Raw genomic sequence first — 17,598 nt, forward strand, 5'->3', positions numbered from 1 at the left:
AGCACTGCAACACAACGCCATTCGAGCACACCCGATCGGGGGGATGCGGTGAGTTCCGTGTGGCCACAAGATCGTTAGGTGGCAGGAGTCACGTTCGTTCACACCGGGTTTCGGAGGATGCCGAATGAATTCGCGTGCGGCACAACAATACACCGCCACCACGTCCGGCACGCGTCTGAAGCGCGGTAGGCGTTTCGACGGTGCCTCCTACGAGCATCCGGCCGCCTTCCGGATCGGCGTCGGCCTCACGATCCTCGGCGTGCTGCTCCAGCTGCCGATGTTCTATTCGGCGCGGTCGATGCACTACCAGCTGGCGGGCATGCCGGTGACCGGAGAGATGGCCATCGGCATGGCCCTGACCGTCATCGGTGTGGGATGGACCGCCTACAGTCTCTTCCCGCGCAGGCAACCGGCCGGCCTCCGCTCGAGCCAGATCAGCGTGACACCACTCGACGACGCCCCCATCCGGCCCGCGCACATCGCCCTGCTCGCAGTCATCGCCATCGCGATCACGATCGACGTGATGAAGCCGGTCGCCTTCGCCTTCCTCACGCCCGGCGCCGCAAGCGAATACGGCCTTCGCGGCCCGCTCAGCCCGCACGCGCACGCGTTGCCGATCGGGCTCTACCCGCTCTCCGGCATCGGCGGCACGATGGCCGGGTCGTTCCTGTGGGGATGGCTCGGTGATCGGATCGGCCGCCGCGCCTCGATCCTGCTCAGCGCGGTCATCTTCATCGCGACATCGTGCTGCGGCACCATGCCCGAGTACTGGATGAACCTGGTCACGTGTTTCATCATGGGGCTCGGTGTCGGCGGCATGCTGCCGATCACCTTCACGCTGCTGTCGGAGACGGTGCCGCGCAAGCATCGCGGCTGGATGATGGTGCTCATCGGCAGCGACATCGCGGGCGCCTACATCATTGTCAGCTGGCTCGCCGCGACGTGGGCGTCACCGGAGCATTTCGGCTGGCGACTGCTGTGGCTGATCGGGCTGCCCACCGGTCTGATTCTGCTCGTGCTCAACCGCTGGATTCCCGAGTCGCCCCGATTCCTGTTGCAACACGGCCGCGCCGAGGAAGCCCGCGCGGTCATGCGCCGCTACGGCGCGGAAGTCGTAGAAACCGGATCCGAACCGAGTGTCGAGCAGCGGCTGCGCAGCGGATCGGCGCAATTGTTCACCGGCCCTTTCCTCGGCCTGTCCGCGGCGATCGTGCTGCTCGCGGTCAGCATCGGCACCACGCAATACGGCTTCCAGCAATGGATGCCGTCGAATCTGCAACGCCTCGGGTTCTCCGAAGCCAATGCCAGCATCGTGCTCCGCAATGCCGCCATCATCGGATTCCCGCTCAGCGTGCCGATCGCGCTGTTGTACGGATTCTGGAGCAGCAAGAAGACCGTGATCCTGGTCGGCGCCCTGATGAGCGCCGCGCTCGCCGCCTTCGCGATACTCGGCGACCATGTCGCCGACAACCACGCGCTGCTCTACACCCTGCTCGTCGTCCCGGTCTGGGGAATCAGCATCCTCAACTCCGTGCTCGCCGCCTACACCGCGGAGGTCTACCCGACGGTCGTACGCGCCCGGGGCAGTGGGCTGTCCGCGGGCGCGACGAAGGCCGGCGGGGTGTTCATCCTCGCGACCGTCGCGATGGCGATCGCCGCCCCGTCCAGCCGGGTGACCGCGGCGCTCGGGGTCGTCCCGCTGGCTCTCGCCATCGTGGCGCTCATCGCCTTCGGCCCGGAAACCCGGCACCGGCAACTCGAAAGCATCACCGCCGCCGAACTACTCCGTACCCACTAGCCCGCTCGGCTGTCCGCGGGACACATCGCCGCCGCGGGCAAGATCGCGACGCACGCGAGCGTGCCCATGATCTCCAGCGCCCGCCCGAGGCCCGCGGCGGCGTAGACGCTGCCGAAGAGCGCGACCCCGAGCACGAAACTGAATTGGAATGTCGTGGTGGCGATACCGGTGGCATCGGGCACCTGGTCGGGGCGGACGTGCGCCACCGTCAATCCGAGCAGCGGCGTGAAGCAGGCGCCGTAGCCGAATCCGGCCGCCCCGAGCACCAGCACCCCCGCCGCGCTCGGCCGGAGATGATCGGCCGCGCCGAGCGCGATCAGGCAGGCGCCGAGAATCCCGAGACCCACGATGGTCAGCGCAGGGTGCCGCCGGTGCGGCACCAGTGATCCCGGCGCCGAGCCGATACCGAAGCCGACCGCGAACGGCACCAGCGCGAGTCCGGCCGCCGCGGCCCCGTACCCGTGATGGTCCTGGAGATCGGCGGCGACACAGAACAGGACGCCGGTGTAGGTGGTACCCGACAGCAGCAACGCGACCAGACCCGGCCGCACGCCGGGCACCGCCATGATGCGCAGGTCGAACAGTGGGGAACCATTGCGGGCCAGTTGATTTCGCTGCCACGCGACGAACGCCGCCACTACCGCGATGCCGAGCGCGCCGATCGCCCAGTCGAGCCTGCTCCACCCGGTGTCGGGGCCGAGCGCGAGCGCACCGGTGACAGCGGCCGCGCCGACGGTCAGCATGCCCACCCCGATCAGGTCGAGCCGCCGCGGAGCGACCGCGATCGCGGGCAGCAGCCTGGCCGCACCGGCCAGGACGACCAGTCCCACCGGGAGGTTGATCAAGAAGACGATCCGCCAGCCGAGCCCCAGGATATCGAGACCGATCAGCGCGCCGCCCAAGGCGAGCCCCGCGGTCGCGCCGAGGGAGATCATCGCGCCGTAGGCGGCAAGTGCGCGCGCCCGCGCGGTGCCGGCGAAATCGGCCTGGATGAACGAGATCGCTTGCGGGACAGCCATTGCCGCGCCGACACCCTGCACCGCCCGCGCTCCGATCAGCACGATCGCGCCGGGCGCCGCGCCGGTGACGACGGAGCTCACGGTGAACACCGCGATCCCGATCAGGAACAGCCGCCGCCTCCCGCGATCGGAGCCGAGTCGCGCGCCGGTGATCAGCAGGCTCGCATACATCAAGGTGTAGGCCGCGACGGCGAGCGCGGCCGTGCCCGGCTCGACCCCCAGATCCCGCTGGATCGACGGCGCCGCGATATTGCCGACGGTGGTGTCCATCGAGGCCATGAATTGACCGGCCAGCACCACCGTCAGCGCCAGCCAGCGCCGCCGGGCCCCGATGGTCGCGACAACCGTCACCGGCGCGGGCCGCCCTGAACCGTCCCGACGGTGTCGTCGGCGAGCAGTCGTTCGAGCGCGTCGACGCAATCGAAGACATCGACATGCCGGATATAGAGCGGCGCGAGCCCGAAGCGCAGCAGGTCCGGTGGCCGCAGTTCGAGATGGAAACCACGGGCCGCCAAGCCTTCCGCGAGACGCGGGGCCGATGCACAGCGCAGCGACACGTGACTGCCGCGCTGTGCGCTGTCGGCGGGTCCGGTCACCTCGACGCCGAAACGGGCCAGCCGGGCCTCGGCCAGTGCGACGAATTCCGCGACGAGCGCAAGGGATTTGGCGCGCACCGCCCGCGGATCGGCCCGTGCGGTGAGCCGCACCCCGGCATCGAGGGCGAGCAGACTCAGCAGCGGCGGGCAACCAGTGGTCAAGCGGGCTATCCCGGGATCGGGCCGATGGTCGGCGGTGAAGTCGAACGGCCGCGCGTGCCCCAGCCATCCGGTGATCGGCTGCTGGAAGCCGGGCAGCAGCCGCTCGGCGACATACATGTAACCGGGTGCGCCCGGCCCGCCGTTGAGATACTTGTATCCGGCGCCGACCGCCAAATCGGTGCCCGCGGCATCCACCTCGACGGGGACGACGCCTGCGCTGTGCGACAGATCCCACAGCACGAGCGCCCCGGCGGCGTGTGCGCGCTCGTTGATCCGGCGCATCGGTAGCAGTTGCGCGGTGCGGTAATCGACGTGGCTGAGCAGCACCACCGCCACGTCCGCGTCGAGGTGATCGACGATCTCCTCGGTGGGCACCCGGCGTACCGTCGCATCCGGGCGGACGTATCGCGCCACACCGTCGGCGATGTACAGATCGCTCGGGAAATTGTCGTGGTCGGTGAGGATCACCGACCGCGCTCCCCCGGCGGCGCCCGATTGCAATTCCATTGCGCCGCACAGCAATTTGAAGAGGTTGACCGAGGTGGATTCGCCCACCACCACCTGGCCGGGAGCCGCGCCGATGAGGCGGCCGATCCGGTCGCCGGTGGTGACCGGCAGCCGCAGCCACTGGTGATCCCACCAGCCCGCGTTCATGTCGTCGCGCCAGCGCCGCATGGCCACCTCGAGCCGGTCCCAGGTTTCGCGCGGCGGCGGGCCCAGCGAATTCCCGTTGAAGAAGACGCGGTCGTCTCGCAGATCGAACAGCGCCCGCACGTCGGACAACGGATCGACGGCATCGAGCTGTTCGAAGTGCTGGCGCTGTTCGGCAGTCGTTTCCACGCGTCACTCCGTAATCTGTTGCATCAGACCGTAGATGTCCTCGTTGTGCCACCACTCCGCGAGCCGATTGTCGGCATCGAATCGCATGATGTCGATCCCCGTCAGCGATACCGTACGCCCGGTCCCGGCGACGCCCGACAGCACACCGGTATGCGTGCCCGAGGAGTTGTATCTGGCAACGAGTTTGTCACCGTCGATGAGCACGTCTTCGATGACGAACTTGAAGTCGGGAAAGGCCTGGTGCCAATCGAGGGCCATGGCCACGTGTCCCGGTTTCGTATTCGGAAACGCGTCGATGGGGCGGTGATCGAAGAAATCCTCCGCAAGCACTCGGCCACCCGCCGGATCACCGTGGTTCCAGAGTTCACCGATCCAGATTCCCTCGTATACGTGCCGCATGAGATCGCGGCGGCTACCGGTGTCGGTCATGATGTCTCCTTCGAATTACCGGAACTGGCCATTCGGTCCCGCGACGAATGCCGCACGCCCGCGTTTGATCCATTGGACGGTGGCACGTTTCGGACGAAACGCGGCTTCCAGCACCGGAATCGCCGTTTCCGGGTCCGTGGTGCCGCAGGTGAAGATATCCACCGCGGCGTATTCGTACTCCGGCCAGCTGTGGATGCTGATGTGTGATTCCGCGAGCACCGCGACACCGGTGACCCCGCCGGCGCCACCGAAATGGTGCACATAGATGTACAGCAGCGAGGCCTCGGTGACCCGCACGCATTCGCGCAGGGTCCGCTCGACCAATTCGGGATCGTCGAGACGGCTCGCGCCGATGAGATCGACGAGCAGATGGGTGCCCGCCGCACGCAACTGTGGTATCGATGCGGCCACTATCTCCGTCATCGGGGCTGCTCCGCGAGAAGCGGGTTGAGCGAGAAGCCACACACGTCACGGGCGGCCTCGGTGGCGTCGGCGGCCACCGTCACCGGTGTCACATCGTGCAGCAGTCGCGGATCCTCGAACACCACGGTGTCGATCGGCGCCTCCAGTTCGAGTTTGCGATACACCACGCCGTCCAGATCGGCGAAAAGGCTGCGCCCACCCGCCACATTCGTTCGGTTGATGAGCGAAATCGAGGTGAAGGCATGTCCGTCGTGGTGCATTCCTTCCGGCGCCGGATATCCGGGTTTACCGGGCTGCGCGACGATCCGGATCAGATGCACTCCGATCTCCCAGTACCGCGCCGCGCTCAGGCGCTCCGCCGGGAGCACCGCGAGCACGTCCCACATCAGTTGATGCAGAAAGGGATTCCTCCTCGTTCGCTCCGCGAGCGGTTCGAATTTCCGCTCGAATCCGCCCGCATAGGGATTCAGCTCCGAATCCTGATAGAACGCACGGTGTTCCAGCAGGTCGATGCGACGTGCGGCGGTATCCGCCGCGAAGAGGCTGAATCTGCGCTTCCGGAAGGCGTATTCCGTCTTCAGCCACCGGTCGTCGGCCAGATCGTCGAAATCCTCTGCCAATTCGGCGAGTCCGGTGACGATCTCCCGCGGGAGTGCTGCCGTCGGTTTTCCGGGCAGCAGGATCACCGGGTCGCTGTCGAAGCGGTCGGTGGGTAGGGCGTCGAAGAGCTCGGTATCAATTGATGAGGTCATCGTATCCTCTTCTGTGCGAGCCGCTCGGTGTCGATACCGAGCGGGCGATCACGACACGTAGTCGAGATAGAAGTCGAAATCCCACTCGCTGGTCGTCGCCAGGAATCGTTCCCATTCATCGAGTTTGTGGGCGGTGTACACGCGATACATATCGCCCGGCAGCGCCGACCGCAGGACCTCGTCGCGGTCGAGTGCCTCCAGTGCCGCACCGAGATTCATCGGGAGACTGCGTTGCGGGTCCGGCGTGCCGTCGTAGCTGTTTGCGGCCGTCGGCGGACCGGGATGCAGGTCGTTGCGCAGGCCGTCGTCGATCGCGGCGAGCAGGCCCGCCGCCATCAGATAGGGGTTGACCATGGAATCGGCGGTGCGGTACTCGACCCGATCCGGCGCCGATACCCGGACCGCGCAGGTGCGATTCTGGAATCCCCAGCCCGCCGCCACGGGCGCCCACAACCCGGTATCCAGCAGGCGGCGGTAGGAATTCACCGTCGACGCGCCGAGGGCGGTGAGCGCGGGCAGATGCGTGACGATCCCGCCAACCATGCGCCTGGCAATATCGTTGAGCTGCTGCGGATTCGACCCCGCCGACCGGCCTTCGGTCAGCAGGTTCACGCCACCGCCGCGGTAGCTCCGCACGGCGGGCATGGTGGTCTCGGCTTCCGCCGGGACGATCTCGTCGTCGCCGTCACGCCACAGCGAGAGGTTGTGATGACAACCGGATGCCGACAGCCCCGGAAACGGCTTGGTCATGAAGCAGGCGATGACATCGAATTCCCGTGCCACCTGACGGCAGATCTGCCGGTAGGTGAGGAGCCGGTCGGCATTGCGCAAGGGATCGTCGAACCGGAAATTCAGCTCGAGCTGCCCGGGCGCGTCCTCGTGGTCGCCCTGGATCATGTCCAGACCCAGCGCCCTGCCGTAGGAAAGCACCCGCAGGGTGATATCGCGCAGCTCCTCGAGCTGGTCGACGTGATAGCAGTACGGTTTGGTGACGCCGACCAGGTCGTTGTCCGCGGTACGGCGCAGCCACATCATCTCGGGTTCGGTGCCGACCCGAAGCCGCATGCCGTGCCGGTCGGCGAAGGCGTCGTGCAGCTGGGCAAGATTGCCACGGCAGTCGGAAGTTAGTGCGGCGCCGGGCATTTCATGTTCTTCCCGGTTACGGAACAGCCGGGCGAACACCCGCGCGACCCGGCCGTCCCATGGCAGCTGGGCGAAGGTCTCCGGTTCCGGAATCGCGATCAGCTCGGAGGCTTCCGGGCCGTATACGAGGTAGCGACCGCGTCGGTCGGTGGCGACATTCGACACCGATCCGTACACCAGCTGCACGCCCCGGTTCGCCAACTCCTCCCATCGCGAGGCCGGCATGCCCTTGCCGACCACACGGCCGGTCACCGACACGAATTGCACGTAGATGTACTGGATGTCGAGCTTGTCGATGAGCTTACGAACATCGTTGCACGCGTCGCTGCGTCCCGGCTCGGACAGAAAGACATCGATGTCCACGGGGTTGCCCCCCTTCGTTCGCGCCGCAACGCCTGTCAGATCAACGTCACGACGGGGGTGGTCGGATTACCCTGTATCCCAACCGTTTTCCGCGATCGGTCCAGGAACCAATCTCGTTTTAGCACCTGCCGTACGGGTCGCGCAAGGCTCGGCAACCCTGTGAGCAACCCCTGGCACAGATGCGAGATCGAGCGCTGTAAGCACGGATTCGCTTGCACCAAAGCAGATTCCATGTGCGACCGGCCGGATCATGAGTTAGCCTCGATGCGACTGATGCGCGAAACCCATTGCGGCATCACCCCATTCGACGCCGAGCCAAAGGCCATGCACAAATGACGACGGCAGGTTGTTCGGATTCGAATCCGAACAACCTGCCGTCGCATCGTCAGCCTACGGTGTCATCAACTCACGTTGGAGGCGATGCCGCTCGACGAGGACGAGCCCCCGCCACCGGCGGCCGCACGCGCCGAGCGCGGCCATAACGCAGCAACTCCCTCAGCAGATCCGCCGCCGCGAGATACCGCGGGATGTCGACCCAGAACCGCCATCGGCCATCCGGATCCCGGTCTCCAGCGCGGCCGCGCGCACCGGAAGGACATAACCCACGATTCCGGCGTCGGTGAGCGCGAAAATGCACCCGGCGGACCTGCAATCCGGTCAAGTCGGCAATAACTCCCAGGCCCGGGCATCCAGTCCGTTGGCCAACCCCCCGAGCAGGAACCCGATGCGCAGTGCCGCGCACGGTCCAGGCGATCTCGACCAGCGCCCGGAGCATGAGCCCGGCGATCGGAGGGTTGGACTTCACCCGCACCGACAACGGTCGAAGCGGAGACGATCGCTACCCTCACGACCCCGGGTCGATGGCAGACAGGAAACGTTCCCAAGCCTCCGCCTGCGCCACGGGGTTCACCGCCGCTACCCGATTGGGCATGGTCAGCAGCGGGCTGACGGTGTGGCGGAGCTGCTGCGCACTGCACCCGGCCGCGCCGTCCCGGTCCGACACTGCCACGCCGCGGTTGTTCATCGACATGCGACACGGCCCGACCACCCCGGTCGGGGAATGCCGAGTGCATGGCCCGCTACCTGCGCCTGAACCGCTGAGCGTCCGCGACACGCGGGCCGATTCCGATCAGCCGGACCGGTCAGCCCTTCTTCATCATCTCGTAGATTCGCTTGCAGTCCGGGCAGACCGGGGAACCGGGCTTGGGGGAACGGGTGACCGGGAAGACCTCGCCGCAGAGGGCGACCACGTGGGTGCCCATGACCGCGGACTCGGCGATCTTTTCCTTCTTGACGTAGTGAAAGACCTTGGGAGTGTCGTTGTCGGTCGACTCGTCGGTGGTCTCGTCCGGACGGACCAGGGTGTCTGCGCTCACGGGTTCAATCATGCCAGGCGGCGTGTGCATCCGACGCGCGGTAGTGGAAGACTCGGGGTATGCAGCGTGACGGCGAATCCCAGACCGACGGCATGAGCGGTGAGGATCGCCCGGACGTCGAGTTCCATCCCGCCGGTTCCATCCCGAAGCCACCGCGCCAGTCGCAGGGCTACTTCCCGGGCGAGGAGAAACAGCATCCGGCGCTGATCACCGAGGCCGCCCTGTCGCTCGAGCAGCAGCATCGCGACCGGGTGCGGCGGTACATCACCATCATGTCCTTGCGCATCCCGTGCCTGATCGGCGCGGCCGTTGCATACAGCGTGTGGCACAGCTGGTGGCTCTCGCTCCTGATCATCGGCGTTTCCATCCCGCTGCCGTGGATCGCCGTGCTCATCGCCAACGACCGCCCACCCCGCACCAAGGACGAGCCCAGCCGCTGGGACGGACGACGCGATCAGGCGGCGCTGGAATCACGGCCGCACAACGCAATCGACGGTTAGCGCGGCGATCGGTCAGTACACCATCGGCCAACCGCGAAAGTGTCGGCATCGACAACGCGGTCATGCTGTGGTCACCACTTCGCCGGGCATGACATTGGTGACCGCGACAGGACGAATCCCCGCTGACAGCAGAGCCGCCAGCCCGCACAGCCCGCCCGCGATGAACCAGGCCATGGTGTAGCTGCCCTGCGCGTCGCGGATGACGCCCGCACCGAAGGCGGCCAGGGCGGCGCCGATCTGGTGGGAGGCGAAGACCCAGCCGAAGGCGACGGGTCCGTCCGCGCCGAAGTGGGCGCGGCACAGGGCGACTGTGGGCGGGACGGTGGCGATCCAGTCGAGACCGTAGAAGATGATGAAGGCCCACATGCTCGGGTGTACGTCGGGTCCGAAGAGGATCGGCAGGAACAGCAGTGAGATGCCGCGCAGCGAGTAGTAGGCGACCAGCAGGTAGCGGGAGTCCACGCGGTCGGTGAGCCAGCCCGAGGCGATGGTGCCGGCGACATCGAAGATGCCCACCGTCGCCAGCAATCCGGCCGCGGTAGTGGCGGGCATGCCGTGATCGTGGGCGGCACTCACGAAGTGGGTGCCGATCAGGCCGTTGGTCGATGCCCCGCAGATGGCGAAACCGCCTGCCAGCAGCCAGAACACAGGCTTGCGGACAATGGTCGCCAGCACCGTCACCGCGCGGGCCGCGCCGCCGGCCGCCGAAGTGCGCACTCCGACCTCGCTGCCCGGCTCGGCGCCGTAGGCCCGCACCCCGGCGTCGCTGGGGAAGTCGCGGATGAACAGCAGCACCAGCGGCACCACCGCCAGCGCCGTCGCCGACACCACGAGAGACGGTGTGCGCCAACCGTGATCGCGCGCCAGGCTCGCGATCAGCGGCAGGAAGACCAGCTGCCCGGTCGCGCCCGCGGCGGTGAGGACGCCGGTCACCAGACCGCGGTGCTTCACGAACCAGCGCCCGGTGATGGTGGCCACGAACGGCATGGACATCGAGCCGACGCCGACGCCCACCAACAGGCCCCAGGTCGCCATGAGCTGCCACGGCCGGGTCATGAACACCGTCAGTCCGCTACCCGCCGCGATCAGCACCAGCGCGCACGCCACCACCCGGCGAATACCGAAGCGATCCATGAGCGCCGCCGCGAACGGCGAGATCAGGCCGTACAGCAGCACATTCACCGACACCGCCGCGCCGATGGTGCCATGCGACCAGCCGAACTCCTCGTGCAGCGGGTCCATGAGCACACCGGGCACCGAGCGGAAGCCTGCCGCGCCCAGCAGCGCGATGAAGCCCACCACCGCCACGATCCATGCCGGATGCGGCCCCGAGCGCAGGGAGGGCACCGAACCACTCGCCGCCACCGTCGGTTCCGCAGCGCCGGTGGACTGCGCAGCGTCCAACGGGGTTGTGCCATCCGATGATTCCCGGCCCAGATCGTCCTTCAGTTCGCTCACCCGATCGAGCGTGACCGAAATGCCCTTTCGCCACGAGTGGCCAGAATGCCACAATGCGTCAAGATCCAGCCATCGCGAGAGGAGCATCGTGCCGGCACCCCATCTTGTCGCCGTTCTCGTCCTGGAACCGACCGTCGGCTTCGACATGTCGATCCCGCCGGTGGTGCTCGGCGCCGCCGTCGACAACGACGGCAACCCGCTCTACGAGGTGCACACCTGCGGCGTCGGCACCGGCGGTGTCGCCGCCACCGGCGGATACACCGTCATCCCGGAATTCGGCCCCGAACTGCTGGCCCGTGCCGACACAGTGATCGTCCCCGGCACCCGCATCACCCAGCCGCGGCAGGAGGGCACGCTGCCGCCCCGGGTGGCCGAGGCGCTGGCCACCATCCGCCCGGACGCCCGCATCGTCTCCATCTGCACCGGCGCGTTCGTGCTCGGCGCAGCGGGCCTGCTGGACGGCCGCCGCGCCACCACCCACTGGCAGTTCGCCGACCGGTTCCGCGCCCTCTACCCGAAGGTCCTCCTCGACGAGAACCTGCTCTTCGTGCAGGACGGAAACGTCTGGTCCTCAGCGGGATTGGCGGCCGGCATCGACCTGTGCCTGGATCTGATCCGCACCGATCACGGCAGCGCCGCCGCCAATGGCGCGGCCCGCTACTGCGTGGTGCCACCGTGGCGTGACGGCGGGCAGTCGCAGTTCATCGAGCGGCAGGTCCCGGAGTCGGGCAGCGAGGGCACCGCACCCACCCGCCGCTGGGCGCTGGACCGCCTGGAGCGGGAGCTGGACCTGAACTCGCTTGCCGCGCATGCTCATATGAGCGTGCGCACCTTCACCCGCCGGTTCAAGGCCGAGACCGGCATGGCGCCGGGCGCGTGGATCCTGCAGCAGCGGGTCCGGCACGCGCGGCATCTGCTGGAGACCACCGACCTGACCGTCGACGAGGTGGCGCGCAGTGCGGGCATGGGCACCTCCGCCTCGCTGCGCCACCACATGCGTCTGGAGCTGGGCGTGCCGCCGCTGACCTACCGCAAAACCTTCCGCAAACACGAAACCCTGGAGACAGCATGACGATTCGCTGGATGTGGGCCTTCCTGGACCGTCCCGCCGCACAATTCGACGAGAGCGCCCGGTTCTGGACCACGGTCACCGGCACCGAGCTCTCGGCACCACGGGGCGAGCGCGACGAATTCGTCACGCTGCTACCGGATTCCGGGGCCGCGACGGTCAAGATGCAGGTAATCGACGGCCCCGCGTCCGTGCATCTGGACCTCGACGTCGACGATGTCGGCGCGGCCGCCGAGCGCGCCCAGCAGCTGGGCGCGACTCTCGCCGCGGACTACATCCTCACCTCGCGCATCGGCTACGCCGTCCTGCACTCCCCCGCCGGAATGCCCTTCTGCTTCACACCTTTCCGCGATGCCGCGGGCCCGCTCACCCCGACCGTGACCGGCCCGGCCGGCGACCGCAGCCGGCTCGACCAGATCTGCCTCGACATCGGCGCCGGCGACTACGAGACCGAGGCCCGTTTCTGGACCGACCTGACCGAATGGTCCTGGCGCCCCAGCACCCTGCCGGAATTCGCCCGCCTCTCCGCGCGTCCCGGCCTCCCGATCGACCTGCTGTTGCAACGCCTCGGCGATGACCGCCCCACGTCGGCGCACCCGGACATCGCCTGCACCGACATCGAGGCCACGGCAACCTGGCACGAGCGGCTGGGCGCACACCGCGTCGAGCTCGGCAAACACTGGATCGTCATGGCGGACCCCGCCGGCCAGCCCTACTGCCTGACCAGCCGCTCGCCGGCCTGAGACTCGGGATCGCCGAAGCCCCCGAGTGCTTCGAGGCTCCTCGGAGCCGGGAAGCACGCAGGGGCTTCGACGTAGCTGGTCTTGCTACTTCCGCTCGGTCTGCGGCTGGCGGCGTGCCGCTTCGCCGGAGTTGGCCAGCGCCTCGAGGTCCTCGAGGAACTTCTCGATGCTGTCGGCCCGTGCCTGGGGCGAACCGATCTGCTCGCGCACCTTCTCCTCGGTGAGAGCGAGCATGGCGGCGGCCAGATCCTGCTCCAGGTCGCGGATCATCTGCCTGCGGTACTGCAGGATCTGATCGCGGCCCTGCTTGCGCACGCGCTCCACCTCGGCCGCGGCGGCCTCGCGCATCTGCTGGATGATGCGATCGGCGTCGGCCCGGGCCTCTTCGCGCATGCGGTCGAGTTCGGCCTGCGCCTCGGCGACGGCATTGTCGTAGGCGGCCTTGGCGGTGGCCAGTCGCTGCGCCGCCGCCTCGCTCTCCTCGAGTTGCCGCCGGATCTGGTCCTGAGCGTTGTTCATGATCCTCTTCACCGGTGGCACAACGTATTTCACGAAGAACCACACGATGACAGCGAAGCCGAACAGCTGGCTGAAGAAGACGGGCCAATCGAAGGTGATGTTGTAAATACCCTCGGCGAGATGGGTATCGGTGAGGATCATGCAGACCCCCGTCCTCTCTGCTGGCCCGCGCTGGTCCGGGCACGATCGTTCCCACCCAGGACCCGGCCGGCCAGGTCCTGAGCGAGTGGTTCGACGGCTTCGCGTAGTTCGGCGGCGACCTGGTCGGCCTCGGCGCGAAGGTGCGCCGTGGACTCGGCCACGATCTGGTCGGCCTCTTTCTGTGCCTCGCCGCGCATTTCCTCGAGGATCGCGCGCCCTTGGGCCCGGGCCTGGTTGCGGATGTCGGCCGCTTCCGCACGGGCTTTCTCGAGCGCGGACTCGTAGCGCGCTTCGGCTTCGGCGAAGGTTTCGCTGGCTTCCTTGGCGGTCGCCGTCGTGACCTCGACACGTGCCTCCCGCTCCGCCAACACCTTTCGTATGGGCGGAACCACGAAGAACCAGATGACTCCGAGCACGATCAGGAAGATCAATAACTCAGCGAAGAAGGTGCCGTTGGGAACCAGGAAGTTCCCCGCGGCCTCCACATCCGTTCTGGGAGACATCATGACGTCTACTTACCGGGAGTAGCGAATACGAACAATGCCATGAACGCTAGATTGATGAAGTATGCCGCTTCGACCAGACCCACGGTCAGGAAGAAGTTCACGCGCAGGCGGCCCTCCGCCTCCGGCTGCCGGGTGACACCGTTGATCAGAGCGGCGCCGGCCAGACCGTCACCGATACCCGCGCCGATGGCACCGCCCGCCAGAATGATGCCGCCGCCGATGAGAGCGCCCTGGACGATACTCGCGGTTGCTGGGTCTGCCATTTTTCACTTCCTTTGACAAAGGGTTATAGCCCTGAACAGCTGAAGCCGCTCAGTGGTTTTCACTCTCCAGCGACATCGACTGGCTGAAGTAGAGGATGGTCAGCAGGGCGAAGATGAACGCCTGAATGGCTCCGACGAACAGGTCGAAGAGCTTCCAGATGGCATTCGGACCCCAGCTGATCCAGAAGGGGAACAACGTGATCACCGAAACCATGACGCCGCCCGCGAACATGTTGCCGAAAAGTCGCAACGAGAGCGACAGCGGTTTGGCGATTTCCTCGACCACATTGATGAAAACCATGGGGCCCCAGCCGGTGTGGCCCTTCAGCAACTGTTTCACGTGTCCGCCCGGACCGCGCCGCCACGCGCCCGCGGCGTGATAGAGCAAGAACACGAACAGCGCGAGCGACAGCGTGAAATTGAAATCGGACGCCGGCGGCGCGATCAATTCCCCCGAACCGTACTGAACGGGCAAGACGGACAACCAGTTCGAGAGCAGGATGAAGGTGAACAGCGTGACCGCCAGCGGCAGCACGAACGGCGCAACCTTCATGCCGATGGCCGTCTCCACCTGGCTGCGCATCTGGACCGTGATGGTCTCGAAGAACAGCTGCACCCCGTTGGGCACCCCGGAGGTGATCTTCATACGCAGGTAGAAGGCCATGCCCAGCACGATCAGCGCGGCCACCCCCGTGGACACGATGGTGTCCACATTGAAGGTCATGCCCAGCAGATGCGCCTGAGCGTGGTCGCCGACATGGATCTTGGACTCCCCCGAGGAATCCTCGGCGGCCAGCAGCGCCGGGGCCGACGAATGGGCGAGGAAAGCGACGGGAATGCTCATGACTGCTGTCGAAGCCCTTTCACCTCGGGCAGAGCGGTATGGAGTACCAGAATCAGCTGAAAGGCCGCCAGTCCGAAGAAGATTCCGACGCCATAGGGCCGGGTCAGGAATGCCACCACAATCGACAACGCGGTCAGAATGAGCAACCGCGACGCCGAGGACAGCGCCAATTTCTGTTTGCTGGGTGTTTCCGCATCCGTGATGCGCACGATGGACATCCAGGTAAGCCGGGCGTTCACCCAGCCGAGTGTCAGACCGGTGGCCACGAAAACACCCAGCAACAATCGATCGAACGCCCCTGTGACCATCAATGCCAGTATGCCGAAAGCGATTGCAATAGCGCTCGCTCTACGCATCCGTAGCCTGTTGAGGTCCAATACAACACCACCTCGCCGTCATCCCACCTCGTAGTGGGGCCGTGCATGATCAGTAGCATACACAGCCCAACCTCGTTGCGGGGCAGTATTTTTGATCTTCAAATTGTTGATCTTGAAATTCTGAAACGCTTTTCAGCGAACTTTCGGCCACTTCATTCGGACATCAGTGTTGCACAGCTTTTTCCGCTCCGGCGCCGGTCAGCGACCGCACCTGCATCTCGGCGTACTTGGCGACGTCATGTTCCCTCGACAGCACGGTTCCCAGCCAGCCCAGAGCGAACGAAACCGGGATGGACACCAGCCCGGGGTTGGCGAGCGGGAACCAGTGGAAGTCATGGGATTTGATCATCGCGGTGGGCGCTCCGGAGACCGCCGGCGAGAACACGATCAATACGATCGTGACGGCCAGTCCGCCATAGATGCTCCACAGTGCGCCGGCCGTGTTGAAGCGCCGCCAGAACAATGAATACAGAATGGTCGGTAGGTTTGCCGAGGCCGCCACCGCGAATGCCAGCGCCACCAGGAACGCCACATTCTGATTCTTTGCCAGAATGCCGCCCACGATGGCCAGCGCCCCGATCACCACCGCGGTGATCCGCGCGACCCGCACCTCGCCGTCCCTGCTGTCACCGTTCCCGCGCTTGATGACATTGGCGTACACGTCATGGGCGAAGGACGCCGACGCCGTGATGGTCAGGCCCGCGACCACCGCCAGAATCGTCGCGAACGCGACGGCCGCAACGAATCCCAGCAGCACCGGCCCACCCAGTTCCAGGGCCAGCAGCGGCGCGGCCGCGTTCTCCTTACCCGGCGCCTTGGCGATCTTCTCCGGTCCCACCAGTGCGCCCGCGCCGTACCCGAGCACCAGCGTGAACAGATAGAAGACACCGATCAGGCCGATCGCCCACACCACCGACCGGCGCGCTTCCCTGGCCGTCGGCACCGTATAGAACCGCATCAGCACGTGCGGCAGCCCGGCCGTCCCCAGCACCAGAGCCAGTGCCAGTGAAAGGAAGTCGAGCTTGCTGGTGCCGTTCTTGCCGTACTTGAAGCCCGGCTCGAGCAGCTTCGCGCCGGTCTTGCCGCCATGGCTCACCGCGTCGTGCAGCAGGCCGGAGAAGTTGAAGTCGTAGCGCCCCAGCACCCACACGGTCATGGCCGCGGCCGCGGCGATCAGCAGCACGGCCTTGACGATCTGCACCCAGGTGGTGCCCTTCATCCCGCCGACGAGCACGTAGACGATCATGATCGCGCCGACGACGGCGATCACCAGATTCTGTCCCGCCGAACCGGATACGCCCAGCAGCAGCGAGATCAGCACGCCCGCTCCGGCCATCTGCGCGAGCAGGTAGAACAGGCTCACCGCCAGCGTGGAGGTGGCCGCCGCCGCCCGCACCGGCCGCTGCCGCATGCGGAAGGCCAGCACATCACCGAGGGTGAATTTGCCGGTATTGCGCAGTAATTCGGCCACCAGCAGCAGCGCCAGCAGCCAGGCCACCAGGAACCCGATGGAATAGAGGAAGCCGTCGTAGCCGTACACCGCGATGGCCCCGGCGATGCCGAGGAAGCTGGCGGCCGACAGGTAGTCGCCGGAGATGGCGATGCCGTTCTGCGGCCCGGAGAAGGCGCGCCCGGCGGCGTAATAGTCTGCGGCCGTGCGATTGTCGCGACTGGCCCACACCACGATGCCCAGCGTGATGACCACGAAGATCGCGAAGATGGTGATGTTGAGCCCGGGCCGGCTGCCTTCCACGGCCGTTGCCAGATACACGGTCATCGGGTCGGTCCTTCCAGTTCGGTGCGGATCTGCTCGCCCATCGGGTCGAGCGTGCGGTCGGCGTAGCGCACATAGAGGCCGGTGATGACGAAGGTCGAAAGGAACTGCAGCAGGCCGAAGATCAGCCCGACGGTGATGTTCCCGCCCACCTTGTGCGACATGAAGCCGTGCGCATAGTCGGCGAGCAGCACATACAGCGCGTACCAGGCCAGGAACAGAGCGGTCATGGGGAAGACGATGCGCCGGAAGCGATGCCGCAGACGCTGGAACTCGGGGCTGTCGTAGACCTCGGTCCAGTCGGGATCCGGACGGCCGGGCTGGGATTCAGTTGTCAACTGCGATACCTCCTGGTGATCCCGGTCACAGTAGCAACGAAGGTGGTTGCGAGCGGGCCGAATAACCGCAGGTGAGATCGCAAATTCATCGATAAGTGAGCCGAAATTCATGGGGTCCGACGGCCAGCTACCAAGCGGTTTCCCCGCGATCCGATCGGGCGAACC

At 66.5% G+C, this 17,598-nt stretch carries 20 protein-coding genes; 4 read left to right on the forward strand and 16 right to left on the reverse strand.

Annotated features, from left to right (window positions below; translation table 11 throughout):
* Positions 1–124: 124 nt before the first annotated feature.
* Positions 125–1,798, forward strand: a complete 1,674-nt coding sequence (locus ABZ909_RS12415) for an MFS transporter (protein WP_356998185.1) — start codon at positions 125–127, stop codon at positions 1,796–1,798.
* Here ABZ909_RS12415 and ABZ909_RS12420 read toward each other — a convergent pair.
* From ABZ909_RS12420 to ABZ909_RS12455, 8 genes are all read right to left on the reverse strand, one after another.
* Positions 1,795–3,168, reverse strand: a complete 1,374-nt coding sequence (locus tag ABZ909_RS12420; RefSeq protein WP_356998186.1) for an MFS transporter — start codon at positions 3,166–3,168, stop codon at positions 1,795–1,797. The two genes, ABZ909_RS12415 and ABZ909_RS12420, sit on opposite strands and share 4 nt — an antisense overlap.
* A complete protein-coding gene (locus tag ABZ909_RS12425) occupies positions 3,165–4,415 on the reverse strand; it encodes an aminotransferase class V-fold PLP-dependent enzyme (RefSeq protein WP_356998187.1) in 1,251 nt (416 codons plus the stop codon). Before ABZ909_RS12425 ends, ABZ909_RS12420 begins: the two co-directional genes overlap by 4 nt.
* 3 nt (positions 4,416–4,418) lie before the next feature.
* Positions 4,419–4,844 (reverse strand): ester cyclase, encoded by a 426-nt coding sequence (locus ABZ909_RS12430; RefSeq protein WP_356998188.1) that lies wholly within the window; start codon positions 4,842–4,844, stop codon positions 4,419–4,421.
* A gap of 15 nt (positions 4,845–4,859) precedes the next feature.
* Positions 4,860–5,267 (reverse strand): adenosylmethionine decarboxylase, encoded by a 408-nt coding sequence (speD, locus tag ABZ909_RS12435; protein WP_356998190.1) that lies wholly within the window; start codon positions 5,265–5,267, stop codon positions 4,860–4,862.
* Positions 5,264–6,019 carry a 2OG-Fe dioxygenase family protein gene (locus ABZ909_RS12440; protein ID WP_356998192.1) on the reverse strand — a complete coding sequence of 252 codons (756 nt, stop codon included), beginning with the start codon at positions 6,017–6,019 and terminating at the stop codon, positions 5,264–5,266. Before ABZ909_RS12440 ends, speD begins: the two co-directional genes overlap by 4 nt.
* A gap of 48 nt (positions 6,020–6,067) precedes the next feature.
* A complete protein-coding gene (locus ABZ909_RS12445; RefSeq protein ID WP_356998194.1) occupies positions 6,068–7,525 on the reverse strand; it encodes a glutamine synthetase family protein in 1,458 nt (485 codons plus the stop codon).
* A gap of 844 nt (positions 7,526–8,369) precedes the next feature.
* Positions 8,370–8,534, reverse strand: a complete 165-nt coding sequence (locus ABZ909_RS12450; RefSeq protein ID WP_356998195.1) for a hypothetical protein — start codon at positions 8,532–8,534, stop codon at positions 8,370–8,372.
* 133 nt (positions 8,535–8,667) lie between these two features.
* Positions 8,668–8,901 (reverse strand): DUF3039 domain-containing protein, encoded by a 234-nt coding sequence (locus ABZ909_RS12455; RefSeq protein ID WP_356998197.1) that lies wholly within the window; start codon positions 8,899–8,901, stop codon positions 8,668–8,670.
* A 59-nt stretch (positions 8,902–8,960) separates the two neighbouring features.
* Here ABZ909_RS12455 and ABZ909_RS12460 point away from each other — a divergent pair, with 59 nt between their 5' ends.
* Positions 8,961–9,401, forward strand: a complete 441-nt coding sequence (locus ABZ909_RS12460; protein WP_356998199.1) for a DUF3099 domain-containing protein — start codon at positions 8,961–8,963, stop codon at positions 9,399–9,401.
* Positions 9,402–9,461: 60 nt separating this feature from the next.
* Here the strand turns inward: ABZ909_RS12460 and ABZ909_RS12465 are convergent, their stop codons facing one another.
* A complete protein-coding gene (locus tag ABZ909_RS12465) occupies positions 9,462–10,766 on the reverse strand; it encodes an MFS transporter (protein ID WP_356998533.1) in 1,305 nt (434 codons plus the stop codon).
* A gap of 181 nt (positions 10,767–10,947) precedes the next feature.
* Here ABZ909_RS12465 and ABZ909_RS12470 point away from each other — a divergent pair, with 181 nt between their 5' ends.
* Both ABZ909_RS12470 and ABZ909_RS12475 read left to right on the forward strand, forming a co-directional pair.
* On the forward strand, positions 10,948–11,931 hold the full coding sequence (locus ABZ909_RS12470; RefSeq protein WP_356998201.1) for a helix-turn-helix domain-containing protein: 984 nt from the start codon (positions 10,948–10,950) through the stop codon (positions 11,929–11,931).
* The gene (locus ABZ909_RS12475) at positions 11,928–12,671 is read left to right on the forward strand and encodes a VOC family protein (protein ID WP_356998202.1); all 744 of its coding nucleotides are present in this window, start codon (positions 11,928–11,930) and stop codon (positions 12,669–12,671) included. Before ABZ909_RS12470 ends, ABZ909_RS12475 begins: the two co-directional genes overlap by 4 nt.
* Positions 12,672–12,755: 84 nt before the next feature.
* Here ABZ909_RS12475 and ABZ909_RS12480 read toward each other — a convergent pair whose 3' ends face one another.
* The 7 genes from ABZ909_RS12480 to ABZ909_RS12510 all read right to left on the reverse strand — a co-directional run bounded on the left by ABZ909_RS12480 (position 12,756) and on the right by ABZ909_RS12510 (position 17,433).
* A complete protein-coding gene (locus ABZ909_RS12480) occupies positions 12,756–13,331 on the reverse strand; it encodes a hypothetical protein (protein ID WP_356998204.1) in 576 nt (191 codons plus the stop codon).
* The gene (locus ABZ909_RS12485) at positions 13,328–13,816 is read right to left on the reverse strand and encodes a F0F1 ATP synthase subunit B (protein ID WP_356998206.1); all 489 of its coding nucleotides are present in this window, start codon (positions 13,814–13,816) and stop codon (positions 13,328–13,330) included. The genes ABZ909_RS12480 and ABZ909_RS12485 overlap by 4 nt, the downstream gene beginning before the upstream one ends.
* Positions 13,817–13,842: 26 nt before the next feature.
* Positions 13,843–14,100, reverse strand: a complete 258-nt coding sequence (locus ABZ909_RS12490; protein WP_040810042.1) for a F0F1 ATP synthase subunit C — start codon at positions 14,098–14,100, stop codon at positions 13,843–13,845.
* Between the two features lie 49 nt (positions 14,101–14,149).
* A complete protein-coding gene (atpB, locus tag ABZ909_RS12495) occupies positions 14,150–14,944 on the reverse strand; it encodes a F0F1 ATP synthase subunit A (RefSeq protein ID WP_356998207.1) in 795 nt (264 codons plus the stop codon).
* Positions 14,941–15,321 carry a hypothetical protein gene (locus tag ABZ909_RS12500; RefSeq protein WP_356998209.1) on the reverse strand — a complete coding sequence of 127 codons (381 nt, stop codon included), beginning with the start codon at positions 15,319–15,321 and terminating at the stop codon, positions 14,941–14,943. Before ABZ909_RS12500 ends, atpB begins: the two co-directional genes overlap by 4 nt.
* Before the next feature lie 163 nt (positions 15,322–15,484).
* Complete coding sequence (locus tag ABZ909_RS12505; RefSeq protein WP_356998211.1) at positions 15,485–17,098, reverse strand: cation acetate symporter; 1,614 nt, start codon at positions 17,096–17,098, stop codon at positions 15,485–15,487.
* Complete coding sequence (locus ABZ909_RS12510; protein WP_356998212.1) at positions 17,095–17,433, reverse strand: DUF485 domain-containing protein; 339 nt, start codon at positions 17,431–17,433, stop codon at positions 17,095–17,097. The genes ABZ909_RS12505 and ABZ909_RS12510 overlap by 4 nt, the downstream gene beginning before the upstream one ends.
* Positions 17,434–17,598: the final 165 nt, after the last annotated feature.

The sequence above is a fragment of the Nocardia sp. NPDC046763 genome, assembly GCF_040645495.1.
In the GTDB taxonomy this organism is placed as follows: domain Bacteria; phylum Actinomycetota; class Actinomycetes; order Mycobacteriales; family Mycobacteriaceae; genus Nocardia.